This window comes from Mycobacterium sp. URHB0021 (genome assembly GCF_054057895.1).
This window is the reverse complement of the sequence record NZ_JBSRZT010000002.1, coordinates 3238224-3250383: the sequence shown is the minus strand read 5'-3', so window position 1 is coordinate 3250383 and position 12160 is coordinate 3238224. Positions and strand designations below refer to the sequence as shown.

Here is a 12160-nt window from a genome sequence, read left to right as displayed (position 1 = left end):
GCGCCGTATTCTTTTAACCGATGGTCGAGTTTTCGCGAAAAGGCGTCCGATACGGCGCTCTATTTCCTACCCTCACCCACCAGCTTTACCAGCTCGCCAGCGGCACCGTGACGTCCGTCGAACTGGTACGGCGGTCACTTGACGCGATCGCCGCCAGCCAGCCGACACTCAATGCGTTCCGGGTCGTCCTGACCGAGCAGGCAATGGCCGACGCCGCCCGGTCCGACCGCAAACGCGCGGCAGCCGGGAACATTTCGCTGCCTCCGTTGCTCGGGATTCCGATCGCCGTCAAGGACGACGTCGATGTCGCGGGCGTGCCGACCAGGTTCGGCACCGGCGGGGACGTCAACCCGGCGCGGGAGGACGCCGAAGTCGTGCGGCGCCTGCGCGCGGCCGGGGCGGTCATCGTCGGCAAGACCAACACCTGCGAGCTGGGCCAGTGGCCATTCACCAGCGGGCCGGCGTTCGGGCACACGCGCAACCCGTGGTCGAGCGAACACACGCCGGGCGGGTCATCGGGCGGCAGTGCCGCGGCCGTGGCCGCCGGCCTGGTGGCGGCGGCGATCGGCTCCGACGGGGCGGGCAGCGTCCGCATTCCCGCGGCATGGACGCATCTGGTCGGCATCAAGCCGCAACGGGGCCGGATTTCCACCTGGCCCCTGGCCGAGGCGTTCAACGGAATCACGGTCAACGGCGTCCTGGCCCGAACGGTCACCGACGCGGCGCTGGTCCTGGATGCCGCGTCCGGCAACGTGGCCGGTGACCGCCACCGGCCACCGCCGGTGCGGATGTCCGACTTCGTCGCCCGGGGCCCCGGTCCGCTGCGGATCGCCATCACCACGAAGTTCCCCTATACGGTCTTCCGGGCCAAGCTGCATCCGGAGATCCGCGAGGCGATGGACGGTATGGCAGGCCAGCTGGAGGAGCTGGGCCACACATTGGTCAGGGCGGACCCCAACTACGACCTGCGGATGTCGTGGAGCTTCCTGTCCCGCTCGACGGCGGGGCTGCTGGACTGGGCGGACCGCCTCGGCCCCGACGTGAGGCTGGACAAGCGGACCAGGGCCAACACCCGGACCGGCCGCCTGCTCTCGGAGAATGTGCTGCGCAAGGCGCGCGCACACGAGGCCGCGTCACAACGGCGAATCGGCTGGATCTTCAACCTCGCCGACGTGGTGCTGGCCCCGACCACCGCGCAACCGCCACCGGCGGTCCACGATTTCGACCACCGGGGTGGGCTGTCGACGGACCGCGCGATGATCCGCGCATGCCCGGCGACCTGGCCGTGGAACCTGCTGGGCTGGCCGTCGATCAGCGTGCCCGCCGGGTTCACCTCGGACGGCCTGCCGATCGGCGTGCAGCTGATGGGGCCGGAAAACAGCGAGCCACTGCTGATTTCGCTGGCGGCCGAGCTGGAAGCGATCAACGGCTGGGCGATGCGGCAGCCGGAAATCTGGTGGGACCCCGCCGAGATCCAAACCCTGCCTGCGCCGGAGTCCACGGCCGACGAGCCGGATTCGATCGAGAATTTTGCCGCTGAGCAGCCAATATCCGACGAGGTCGCGTAATCTGCGGCACATGACCGTCAGCCGAACCACCCGCCGGTGTGCACGCGCACTGCCCGTCCTGGCCGTGGTGTCCGGGGCGATCGCGGGCGTGCCCGCCGCCAATGCCGACAACAAGCGGCTCAACGACGGGGTCGTCGCCAACGTCTACACCATCCAGCACCAGCGCGGCTGCACCAACAACGTCACGATCAGCCCGCAGCTGCAACTGGCCGCCGAGTGGCACGCCAACGACGTGCTGAACAACCGCGCCCTCGACGGTGACCTCGGCTCGGACGGGTCGATGCCGCAGGACCGCGCCAACGCCGCCGGATTCAGAGGGGTCGTCGCCGAGACCGTCGCGATCAACCCCGCGCTCGCGATCAACGGTGTCGAGATCATGAACCAGTGGTACTACCGCCCCGACTACATGGCGATCATGTCGAACTGCGCCAACGCGAAGATGGGCGTGTGGTCGGTGAACAGCCTGGACCGCTCGGTGGTGGTCGCGATGTACGGCCAGCCGGGCTGACGCCTAGAACCCAAGCCGGCCAAGTTGTTTGGGGTCACGCTGCCAGTTTTTGGCGATCTTGACGCGCAGGTCCAGATACACCTTCGTGCCGAATAGCTTCTCGATCTGCGTGCGCGCGGCGGTGCCGACCTCACGCAGCCGCTCACCGCGCTTACCGATCACGATGCCCTTCTGACTGTCGCGTTCGACGAACAGGATCGCGTGCACGTCAATCAGATCGTCGCGACCTTCGCGCGGACTGACCTCGTCGATGACGACGGCCAGCGAGTGCGGCAGCTCGTCGCGCACACCTTCCAGGGCGGCCTCGCGGATCAGCTCGGCCATCAGCACCTCTTCGGGCTCGTCGGAGAGCTCGCCGTCGGGGTAGAACGCCGGGCCGGGCGGCAGCTGAGCGGCGAGCACGCCGGTCAGCACGTCGAGCTGCTCACCGGAGGTCGCCGACACCGGCACGACCTCCGCGTCGGGCCCGACCAGTTCGCTCACGGCAACCAATTGCGCCGCCAGCCGGTCGCGGCCCACCTTGTCGATCTTGGTGACGACGGCGACGAGCGTGGTCCTGGGCGCGACCGTGCGGATCTGCTCGTGGATCCACCGGTCGCCGGGTCCGATCTTTTCGTCGGCCGGCAGACACAGGCCGATGATGTCGACCTCCGAATAGGTGTCCTTCACCAGATCGTTGAGCCGCTGCCCGAGCAGCGTGCGGGGACGGTGCAGACCGGGGGTGTCGACGAGGATGATCTGGAAGTTCTCCCGGTGCACGATGCCGCGGATGGTATGGCGGGTGGTCTGCGGCCGGTTCGACGTGATCGCCACCTTCGTGCCGACGAGCGCATTCGTCAGCGTCGACTTTCCGGTGTTCGGCCTGCCGACGAAACAGACGAAGCCCGAACGGAATTCGTCGGTCACAGCACGTTGCCCGCCCGGTCGGTGACGATGACGGCCGCGCCCTCGGACAACTCGCGAACGGCCGCGATGCCCACGTCCTCGGCCGCGCCGCCGACCAGCACGGCGGCCTCCAAACCCGTTGCGCCGCTGGACACCGCGGCGGCGACGGCGGCCTGCAGCGCGGTCAGCTCGAGCGAATTCAGCGCGACGGGGGCGCCTGCGTAGCTACGGCCGTCGGCGTCGCGCACCGCGGCCCCGCTGCCCGCCTCGGCGCGGGCCATCGCACCCCGGGCCAGCGTCACCAGCTTGGCATCCTCGGCGTCGAGTTCGCTCATGCGTCGGCCTCCTCGGGTTCCATCTCGGTCGGGCTGACCAGCACGGTGCCGATGCGGACCCGGCCGCGATGGTCCGGGCCGCCCTCGGCGCGCAGCCGCAGCTTGTCCCAGGTCACCTCGGCGCCCGGCAACGGGACGCGACCGAGTTCGAGGGCGACCAGCCCGCCGACCGTGTCGACGTCGAGATCTTCGTCGAACTCGATGTCGTACAGCTCGCCGAGATCCTCGATGGGCAGCCGGGCCGAGACGCGATACCGCTTGTCCCCCAGCTCTTCTACCGGGGCAACCTCATCGGTGTCGTACTCGTCGGCGATCTCGCCGACGATCTCCTCGAGCACGTCTTCGATGGTGACCAGGCCCGCGATCGCGCCATATTCGTCGACCAGCAGCACCATGTGGACCCGGTCGAGCTGCATCTCGCGCAGCAGCGCATCGAGCGGTTTGGAATCCGGCACGAACACCGCGGGTCGCATCACGGCCGACACCCTGGTGTCGCGGCCGCCGTTGGTCGAGTAGTACGTCTTCTGGACGAGATCCTTGAGGTACACCACGCCGATGACGTCGTCGACGTTCTCACCGATCACCGGTATCCGGGAATGACCGCTCCGCACCGCCAATGACGTGGCTTGACCCGCGGTTTTATCAGATTCGATCCAGACCATCTCGGTGCGCGGCACCATCACCTCGCGCGCCGGGGTGTCGCCGAGTTCGAACACCGACTGGATCATCCGGCGTTCGTCGTCGGCCACCACGCCGCTCTGCTGGGCCAGGTCGACGACTTCGCGCAGCTCGATCTCGGATGCGAACGGACCGTTGCGGAATCCCCGGCCCGGTGTCAGCGCGTTGCCGATCAAGACCAGCAACCGGCTGATCGGGGTCAGCAGCACCGAAATCGCCTGCAGCGGAAGCGCAGCCACCAGCGCGATGGTGTACGCATTCTGCCGGCCAATGGTTCGCGGGCCGACACCCATCGCCACGAAGCTGACCACCACCATGATGGCGGCCGCGGCCACCAGGCCCCACTTGACGCCGAGATGGCCATCCAGGTAGGCGGCCAGCAACACCGTCGCGCTGACTTCACACGTGATGCGTAGCAGGACGACGAGGTTGATGTAGCGCGGACGCTCGGACATCACCCTGGCGAGGCGCTGCGCACCGGGCCGATCGTCGCGGACGAGTTCCTCCACGCGGGCGACCGACACGGTGCTGATTGCGGCGTCGATGGCCGCGAAAAGTCCGCCGAAACCGATCAGGACGATCGCGACGATCAGCTGCCCGAAGCCTGTCACGGTTCGTCGAAATATCGGGACTTGTCCAACAGCCGCCGGTCTTTCTCAGACTGGCGGTCCTGGTGGTACGCCTCGACCTGGTCGGCCACCCACTCCTCGAGCAGTTGGCGCTGCAGGGCGAACATCTCTTTCTCCTCGTCCGGTTCGGCGTGGTCGTAGCCGAGTAGGTGCAGCACACCGTGCACGGTCAGCAGCGCGAGCTCTTGGCCCAGGGTGTGCCCCGCGGCGGTGGCCTGGGTAGCGGCGAACTCGGGGCACAACACGATGTCGCCGAGCATGGCCATCCCCGGTTCGGGCGCGTCCGGCCGGCCGCCGGGTTCGAGCTCGTCCATCGGAAAGCTCATCACGTCGGTCGGACCGGGCAGGTCCATCCAGCGCATGTGGAGATCGGCCATCGCCGCCGTGTCGAGCAGAACCATCGAAAGTTCAGCCGACGGATGCACTTTCATCTTGCGGATGACGAATCGGGCGACGCTGATCAGTTCCTCTTCGGAAACGTCGATGCCCGACTCGTTGGACACCTCGATGCTCATGGTTGTCCCGTTACCGCCTGGACCGGCCGGCGGTACTCGACGTCGCCGACCGTCCCGTTCCGGAGGAGCGCCGCTGCGCCCGGTTCATGAGTGCGGGCTCCTCCAACTTGGCATACGCGTCCACGATCTCGGCGACCAACCGGTGCCGCACCACGTCGGCGCTCGTCAACTCGGCGAAGTGAATATCGTCGATGCCGTCGAGGATCCGCATCGCGGCACGCAGGCCCGAATTCGACCCGCCGGGGAGGTCGACCTGCGTGATATCGCCGGTCACAACGATTTTGGAGTTGAACCCCAGGCGGGTCAGGAACATCTTCATCTGCTCGCCGGTGGTGTTCTGCGCCTCGTCGAGGATGATGAACGAGTCCGACAGGGTCCTGCCGCGCATGTACCCCAGCGGGGCCACCTCGATCACTCCGGCGCTCATCAACTTCGGGATCAATTCGGGATCCATCATGTCGTGCAGCGCGTCGTACAGCGGCCGCAGATAGGGATCGATCTTCTCGCTGAGCGTGCCGGGCAGGAAGCCCAGCCGCTCCCCGGCCTCCACGGCTGGGCGGGTCAGGATGATCCTGTTGACCTGTTTGGTCTGTAATGCATTGACCGCCTTGGCCATCGCCAGATAGGTCTTGCCGGTACCCGCCGGCCCGATCCCGAACACGACGGTGTGCGCGTCGATCGCGTCGACATAGCGCTTCTGGTTGAGGGTCTTGGGCCGGATCGTCTTGCCCCGCCTCGACAGGATGTCGAGGGTGAGCACCTCGGCGGGTGACTCGTTTCCGGTACCGGTGAGCATGGCGACGCTGTGCTGCACCGCCTGCGGCGTCAGGGTCTGACCGCCGGCGACGATCGCGACGAGTTCGGAGACCACTCGCTCGGCGAGCGCGACATCGGCCGGCTCACCCGAGAGGGTGACCGCATTTCCGCGCACGTGGATGTCGGCGGCCAGAATGCGCTCGAGGGCGCGCAGATTTTCGTCGGCGGAACCGAGCAGTCCCACGACGAGGTCGGGCGGAACATCGATGCCGCTGCGAACCGGTGCGTCCGAGTCGGCGTTTGTCTCGCGGGGCGTCACGTGGGGTTTTCTGCCTACTTTCGGTGTTTCTGGCCGGGTGGTGCTGTCGAGTGGCCAGTTTACCGCCGGGCGGCGTCACCTCCCAACCGTTAACCAACGACGACCCCGGTCAGGGCCGGAACCGGCCCCCGACGGGCCGGACGCGTGCGTACCCTGACCGGCCACCGGAACCAACGCCCGAGCAAATCGCTGATCACCACCGAGACCATGGTCAGCGCCAACACCAGGCAGGCCGCGGTGACCACTGCCGGATCCGCCCATCGCACGGATGATGCCGGTTTCAGGCCTCCCGGCATCTCGTCCTCGAACCGGGACACCAGCAGCAGGTGGTAATCCGATCCGATTGAGGGAGGTGGTCACCGCCGCCATCGCGGCGTCAGGGCGCCCAATGCGCCCAGCGCCACCGCGGCGGCCGTCGAGGTTCGCAACACCGTCGGCCCCAACCGAACCGGCGAAGCCCCGGCGGCCGAGAGGGCAGCGAGTTCGTCGTCGGCGATACCGCCTTCCGGCCCGACGATCAACACCAGCGAATCCGCCTGCGCCACCGGGAGTTCGGTGATCACCACGACCGCCGACTCGTGCAGGACAAGCACGGTCGTGAAGGTGACGTCCCGGATCCGTTCGGCGAGTTCGTTGGTCGACACCACGCCGCTGACCGACGGGATGTGCGCACGGCGGGACTGCCGCGCCGCCGAGCGGGCCACCGCCCGCCAGCGGCGCAGTCCCTTGTCGACCCGGGCCTGGTCGTCCCAGCGGGCCACGCAGCGCGCGGCCTGCCAGGCCACGAACGTGTCCGCACCCGCCTCGGTGGCCAGTTCGATGGCCAACTCCGAGCGATCGGACTTGGGCAGCGCCTGCACCACCGTGACGGTCGGTGCGGCGATGGGAACGGTCCGGCGGTCCAGTGCCCGTGCCGACAGCCGCCCCTTGCCCACGTCCTCGATCACGCACCGGGCCAGCGTGCCCGCACCATCGCCGAGGTCCAGGTGCTCGCCGGGGCGGATCCGCCGCACGTTGGCCGCGTGGAAGCCCTCATCGCCATCGACCACCGCGATCTCACCGACGTCGGGCACCTTGTCGACGTAGAACAACCCTTGGGTCACGGAACTCAGCGGCCGGTGAAGGTTTCGCGTAGCCGGCTGAACAGTCCACCGCCCTGAGGCGACGCGCTCTGCGTCGAGCGCACCTCGGCGGCGTCACGCGTGCGGTTCTCCTTGAGCTTGCGCAGCAGTTCGATGTCGTCGTGGTCCAGCCGGGACGGCACCACTACCTCGATGTGCGCGTGCAGATCGCCGCGCACGCCGGAGCGCAGGTGCGGCATACCGTGTCCGCGCAGCGTGGTGACCGAACCGGGTTGGGTGCCCGCGGGAATGGTGATCTCGGTCGGCCCGTCGAGGATCGCGTCGACCGTGACCGTCGTGCCCAGCGCGGCGTCGACCATCGGCACCGAAATGGTGAAGTGCAGATCGTCGCCGTCGCGGACGAACACGTCGTGCGCCTTCTCGTGGACCTCGACATACAGGTCGCCCGCCGGTCCCCCGCCGGGACCGACCTCGCCCTGTGCAGCAAGCCTTACCCGCATGCCGTCACCCACCCCGGCAGGGATCTTCACGCTGATCTCGCGGCGCGCCCGGATGCGCCCGTCGCCGCCGCACCGGTGACAGGGATCGGGGATGACCTCGCCCACACCCCCGCAGACCGGGCACGGCCGTGACGTCATCACCTGGCCGAGCAGCGACCGCTGGACGGTCTGGATCTCGCCGCGGCCCCCGCAGGTGTCGCAGGCGACGGGGGTGGTCTTGCCGTTGGTGCCCTTGCCCTGACACAGATCGCACAGCACGGCCGTGTCGACAGTGACCTGCTTGGTCACGCCGGTGGCGCATTCGGTGAGGTCGAGACGCATCCGGAGCAGGGAATCGGAGCCCGGTCGGACGCGTCCGATCGGGCCGCGGGACGCCGCCCCGCCGCCGAAGAATGCCTCGAAAACGTCACCGAGCCCACCAAAGCCGGCGCCGAAGCCGTTACCGGCCGCGGCGACCGACTCGAGAGGATCTCCGCCCAGGTCGACGATGCGCCGTTTCTCCGGGTCGTTCAGCACCTCGTAGGCGACGCTGATCTCCTTGAACCGGGCTTGGGCTTCTTCGTCGGGGTTGACGTCCGGATGCAGTTCACGGGCCAGCTTGCGATAGGCGCGCTTGATCTCGGAATCACTCGCACCCCTGCTCACCCCGAGCATGCCGTAGTAGTCGCGTGCCACGCTTGACCTTTCCCACGCCGAAGAGCCGCCGGCCGGCGGCTATCGGCTCCCTAAGACTTCACCGATATAAAGAGCAACCGCAGCGACGTTAGCGATAGTTCCCGGATAGTCCATCCGGGTGGGCCCCAGCACGCCCATACCGCCGTACACCTTGCCAGAACTGCCGTATGCGGTGCTCACGACGGAGGTGCCGAGCATCTGCTCGGCCTCTGTCTCGTGACCGATTCGCACGGTGACTTTACCGGCTTCCTGCTGCACCGCCAGCAGCCTCAGCACCACCACCTGCTCCTCGAGCGCTTCCAGCACCGAGCGCAGCGAACCGCCGAAGTCCGCGGTGTTGCGGGTCAGGTTGGCGGTTCCGCCCAGCAGCAGGCGCTCCTCGGTGTGGTCGACCAGCGTCTCGACCAGCACCGTCGCCGACCTGCCGACTGCGTCGGCCAGGCTGCCCTGGCCGTTCAGATGCGATGCCAGGTCGGACACCGCCACGGTCGCAGCCGCCAGCGGTTTGCCGTCCAGCGCCTGGCCGAGCAGATCACGCAGCTGACCGAGCTCGTGTTCGTCGATGGCGTCGCCGAGTTCGACGATGCGCTGGTCGACGCGGCCGGAATCGGTGATCACCACGAGCAGCAGGCGCGCGGGCGTGAGCGCGACCACCTCGAGATGGCGCACCGACGACGTGGACAGCGTCGGGTACTGGACCACGGCGACCTGCCGGGTCAACTGGGCCAACAGACGCACCGCGCGGCGCAGCACGTCGTCGAGGTCGACGCCCGACTCCAGGAATCGCAGGATCGCGCGCCGCTCGGACGAGGACAGGGGCTTGACGTCGTCGAGCCGGTCGACGAATTCCCGGTAGCCCTTTTCGGTGGGCACCCGGCCGGAGCTGGTGTGCGGCTGCGCGATGTAGCCCTCGGCTTCCAGCACCGCCATGTCATTGCGGACCGTTGCGCTGGAAACCCCGAGGTTGTGGCGCTCGACAAGGGTCTTCGACCCGATCGGCTCCTTGGTGGCCACGAAGTCGGCGACGATGGCGCGAAGCACCTCGAAGCGTCGATCGTCGGCACTACCCATGGTTCACCTGCTCCTCCGGCTGAGTTCGCCTCCATTTTACGGTCATCAACAGCGGCGATACCCGGCGAGCGCCTCTTTGCGTGGCGGACGCGCAAGTTGCGACTAGCCTTTGGGTCGTGAGGCCCACCCAAGTGAAGACAGCCGGGGTTGCCCCGCGATGATCTTCAAGGGCGTTCGCGAGGGCCGACCATACCCCGATCACGGGTTGTCCTACCGACAGTGGGCACAGATCCCGCCGCGCCAGATTCGTCTCGACGAACTGGTCACCACGACGACGGTGCTGGCACTGGACCGGCTGCTCTCCGAGGATTCGACGTTCTACGGCGACCTCTTCCCGCACGCCGTGAGGTGGAAGGGCATCGTCTACTTGGAGGACGGGCTGCACCGTGCCGTGCGGGCCGCGCTGCGGAACCGCACCGTGCTGCACGCCAGGGTGTTCGATATGGACATGCCTTCCCCTGCCGGCGCGTGAGCCCATGCGTAGCAACCCTAGGCGCGGGAGCGACTCGCGGGCGCCAGCAGCACGACGCCGCTCAGAATCTGCCAGGCGATGATCGAATAAACGGCCGATCGTTCGATGACGCCGACCGGTGCGATCGGGTATGCCCAATTGCTGTAGTTCATCAGCATCACGAGGCATCCGAACCCCACCGCGGCAATCAGTAGTGACGCGGCGCGATAGAACCGTCCACCGCCCAGGGCACGCGCGACGATCGCCGACCCGGCCACGATCGCCGCGTTGCCCCCGAGGATCGCCATGAGCGCACCGGCCCCGTGCAGATACGTGCCGTTCCCGGCGGCCAGCGGTGACCCACCGTGCACCGTCGCAACGAGGAAGTTGCCGACGGCGTTGGCCGCGGTGAGCACGAGGAACAGTGCACCGCCGCGCCCGACGGCGCGGACCAACACCACGGCGCCCGTCAGGAACAAGGCACCCTGCAGGTAGAACGCACCGTTCATCAGCCAGGCCAGCGGTGACCACGCGGGTACGCCGAGCGCGCTGATGTAGTTGCCGGCATAGCTGTACGTCGGCTTGATCGCGATGGCTGCCATCGCCTCGAACACGACGTAGGCGAACCCGGCGACCAGCCAGAGCACGGCGCATATCGCCAGGCCCGACCGCTTCTTCGACACCGCGGCGTCCACCACGGCAACCAACGGTAGGGCAACGGTCCCGGTCAGTTGGACAGGGCCGCCCCGTTTCGCACCCGTCACCGCTCCCCGGGCTGCCGAGGCTCGATTCCAGCAGGTCCAGCGCGCGCCGGAGAAGACGCCGCGGTCGGTGCGCGCCATCGCGTCACACCGCTCGGACGATGGCAGACCCGACCAGCCGGTGGATCCGCTCGGCGACAAGAGGGGCTACGTAACGGGCGCCCGTCGGCTCCGATCCGTGGCGCCCGTCACGGTGACGCCTGTTACCTCAGCGTGGTGATGGCCAGCGGTTCGTCGGTCCCGGTCTCGCGGATGTCGACGGTGCGGATCTGCGATGCCGGGATGCTCGTCGCGGCCGACAGCCCCGTCGCCTCGTCGCCGGACGGCTTCCAGGAACCCACCGCCGTCTGCACGCCGTCGTGGGTCGTCACCACGATGTCGTAGCTCTTGACGTTCCTCGACCAGTCCTTGGTGTACTGGCATGCCCAGTTCAGCTCGGTGCCCCACTTCTTCTGGGTGACGGCGAGCTCGGCGGTCAGTCCGTCGCGCGGGGTCGGCTGCATCGCCTGCATCGCGACCGTCTCCGTGGCGGGCTGCGAACGCGGGAACGTGGTCGCCCCGACGATTCCGCCGGCGATCAGCAGCGCGGCCGCCGAGGAAACCACCGTCGCGATCAGGATCCGTCGAGACCGTTGCTTGCGCCTGGCCGCCGCCTGCGCCAGCGTCGGAATCGGATCGGGCACCGCCACATCGGGTGCGGCCCCCGCGAGGTCGGTCAGTGCTACCGCCTCCTCACGGCTGAGTGCCTTCAAGATGCCGGGCATCCCCGCGAGATCAGCGAGATCAGACGCCTTGGCCGGGTTCTCCTCGAGATAGCTTTCATAGATCCGTCGCTCCTCGAGGCTCAGCGCCCCGAGAATGTAGGCGGCGTCCCATTCGGCGAGGTCGTCGTTGGGCATGAAGTTGGTCACCGAACAACCCCCCTTTCCTGCAATGCGATTCGCAATGCGCGTAGCGCGTAGTGAAGGCGGGACTTGACCGTGCCCTCGGGAATCTGTTCCTGTTGTGCGATGTCGGCGACGGTCTGGCCCAAATAGTAGGCGCGGACTATCGCACTGCGGTGTTCTGGACTGAGTGACAACAACGCATCAGACAGTATCCACTTGTCGAACGCCGGGCCGATCACATCGGGCGTCGCTCGCTCGGGAACCACATCCGTACGCAGTTCCCGGACATATCTGGCGCTGCGCCGGTCGTCGATCACGAGATTGCGAGCCACCGTGAACAACCACTTGCGCACGTTCTCGGTCGGCTGCTGCAGAATCTCGGGCTTGCGCCACAGCCGCAGCAGCGATTCTTGAACCACATCCTCGGCGAACGGCATATCACCACGCGTCAGTCGTAAGCAGTAGCGCAACAGCGGCTGACTGTGCTCGTCATGCACGGCCCGCAGCAGCGCCGCCTGCTCGGAATCGTCACTCATGTCT

The 12160-nt window shown here is 67.7% G+C and carries 15 protein-coding genes; 3 read left to right on the top strand and 12 right to left on the bottom strand.

Going from position 1 to position 12160, the window contains the following annotated elements:
• Positions 1-20 precede the first annotated feature (20 nt).
• Both ACVWWN_RS18215 and ACVWWN_RS18210 read left to right on the top strand, forming a co-directional pair.
• Entirely contained in the window at positions 21-1568 is a 1548-nt protein-coding gene (locus tag ACVWWN_RS18215) for an amidase (protein ID WP_457145109.1), read from the top strand.
• 10 nt (positions 1569-1578) lie between these two features.
• A complete protein-coding gene (locus tag ACVWWN_RS18210; RefSeq protein ID WP_457145108.1) occupies positions 1579-2076 on the top strand; it encodes a CAP domain-containing protein in 498 nt (165 codons plus the stop codon).
• A 3-nt stretch (positions 2077-2079) separates the two neighbouring features.
• On the opposite strand, the gene era is transcribed toward ACVWWN_RS18210, so the two are convergent.
• The 9 genes from era to hrcA all read right to left on the bottom strand — a co-directional run bounded on the left by era (position 2080) and on the right by hrcA (position 9521).
• Entirely contained in the window at positions 2080-2982 is a 903-nt protein-coding gene (gene era / locus ACVWWN_RS18205; protein WP_457145107.1) for a GTPase Era, read from the bottom strand.
• Complete coding sequence (locus ACVWWN_RS18200; RefSeq protein ID WP_457145106.1) at positions 2979-3296, bottom strand: cytidine deaminase; 318 nt, start codon at positions 3294-3296, stop codon at positions 2979-2981. Before ACVWWN_RS18200 ends, era begins: the two co-directional genes overlap by 4 nt.
• Positions 3293-4585: a hemolysin family protein gene (locus ACVWWN_RS18195; RefSeq protein WP_457145105.1), complete on the bottom strand. Its 1293-nt coding sequence runs from the start codon at positions 4583-4585 to the stop codon at positions 3293-3295. The genes ACVWWN_RS18200 and ACVWWN_RS18195 overlap by 4 nt, the downstream gene beginning before the upstream one ends.
• Complete coding sequence (gene ybeY / locus ACVWWN_RS18190; RefSeq protein WP_457145104.1) at positions 4582-5118, bottom strand: rRNA maturation RNase YbeY; 537 nt, start codon at positions 5116-5118, stop codon at positions 4582-4584. Before ybeY ends, ACVWWN_RS18195 begins: the two co-directional genes overlap by 4 nt.
• 10 nt (positions 5119-5128) lie before the next feature.
• Positions 5129-6193 (bottom strand): PhoH family protein, encoded by a 1065-nt coding sequence (locus ACVWWN_RS18185; protein ID WP_457145103.1) that lies wholly within the window; start codon positions 6191-6193, stop codon positions 5129-5131.
• A gap of 89 nt (positions 6194-6282) precedes the next feature.
• The gene (locus tag ACVWWN_RS18180; protein ID WP_457149177.1) at positions 6283-6537 is read right to left on the bottom strand and encodes an MMPL family transporter; all 255 of its coding nucleotides are present in this window, start codon (positions 6535-6537) and stop codon (positions 6283-6285) included.
• A 12-nt stretch (positions 6538-6549) separates the two neighbouring features.
• Positions 6550-7296 carry a 16S rRNA (uracil(1498)-N(3))-methyltransferase gene (locus ACVWWN_RS18175; RefSeq protein ID WP_457145102.1) on the bottom strand — a complete coding sequence of 249 codons (747 nt, stop codon included), beginning with the start codon at positions 7294-7296 and terminating at the stop codon, positions 6550-6552.
• A gap of 5 nt (positions 7297-7301) precedes the next feature.
• Positions 7302-8450: a molecular chaperone DnaJ gene (gene dnaJ / locus ACVWWN_RS18170; protein ID WP_457145101.1), complete on the bottom strand. Its 1149-nt coding sequence runs from the start codon at positions 8448-8450 to the stop codon at positions 7302-7304.
• A 39-nt stretch (positions 8451-8489) separates the two neighbouring features.
• On the bottom strand, positions 8490-9521 hold the full coding sequence (gene hrcA / locus ACVWWN_RS18165) for a heat-inducible transcriptional repressor HrcA (RefSeq protein WP_457145100.1): 1032 nt from the start codon (positions 9519-9521) through the stop codon (positions 8490-8492).
• A 157-nt stretch (positions 9522-9678) separates the two neighbouring features.
• Here hrcA and ACVWWN_RS18160 point away from each other — a divergent pair, with 157 nt between their 5' ends.
• The gene (locus tag ACVWWN_RS18160) at positions 9679-9993 is read left to right on the top strand and encodes a type II toxin-antitoxin system VapB family antitoxin (RefSeq protein ID WP_457145099.1); all 315 of its coding nucleotides are present in this window, start codon (positions 9679-9681) and stop codon (positions 9991-9993) included.
• Between the two features lie 17 nt (positions 9994-10010).
• Here the strand turns inward: ACVWWN_RS18160 and ACVWWN_RS18155 are convergent, their stop codons facing one another.
• From ACVWWN_RS18155 to ACVWWN_RS18145, 3 genes are all read right to left on the bottom strand, one after another.
• Entirely contained in the window at positions 10011-10814 is an 804-nt protein-coding gene (locus tag ACVWWN_RS18155) for a DUF998 domain-containing protein (RefSeq protein ID WP_457145098.1), read from the bottom strand.
• A 122-nt stretch (positions 10815-10936) separates the two neighbouring features.
• A complete protein-coding gene (locus tag ACVWWN_RS18150; RefSeq protein WP_457145097.1) occupies positions 10937-11644 on the bottom strand; it encodes an anti-sigma factor family protein in 708 nt (235 codons plus the stop codon).
• Positions 11641-12156 (bottom strand): sigma-70 family RNA polymerase sigma factor, encoded by a 516-nt coding sequence (locus ACVWWN_RS18145; RefSeq protein ID WP_457145096.1) that lies wholly within the window; start codon positions 12154-12156, stop codon positions 11641-11643. Before ACVWWN_RS18145 ends, ACVWWN_RS18150 begins: the two co-directional genes overlap by 4 nt.
• Positions 12157-12160 lie beyond the last annotated feature (4 nt).

Bases quoted from the DNA above. Each gene is read 5' to 3' on its own strand.
- ACVWWN_RS18215 (WP_457145109.1), top strand. From the start codon at position 21: ATGGTCGAGTTTTCGCGAAAAGGCGTCCGATACGGCGCTCTATTTCCT.
- ACVWWN_RS18210 (WP_457145108.1), top strand. From the start codon at position 1,579: ATGACCGTCAGCCGAACCACCCGCCGGTGTGCACGCGCACTGCCCGTC.
- ACVWWN_RS18200 (WP_457145106.1), bottom strand. From the start codon at position 3,296: ATGAGCGAACTCGACGCCGAGGATGCCAAGCTGGTGACGCTGGCCCGG.
- ybeY (WP_457145104.1), bottom strand. From the start codon at position 5,118: ATGAGCATCGAGGTGTCCAACGAGTCGGGCATCGACGTTTCCGAAGAG.
- hrcA (WP_457145100.1), bottom strand. From the start codon at position 9,521: ATGGGTAGTGCCGACGATCGACGCTTCGAGGTGCTTCGCGCCATCGTC.
- ACVWWN_RS18160 (WP_457145099.1), top strand. From the start codon at position 9,679: ATGATCTTCAAGGGCGTTCGCGAGGGCCGACCATACCCCGATCACGGG.
- ACVWWN_RS18155 (WP_457145098.1), bottom strand. From the start codon at position 10,814: ATGGCGCGCACCGACCGCGGCGTCTTCTCCGGCGCGCGCTGGACCTGC.
- ACVWWN_RS18145 (WP_457145096.1), bottom strand. From the start codon at position 12,156: ATGAGTGACGATTCCGAGCAGGCGGCGCTGCTGCGGGCCGTGCATGAC.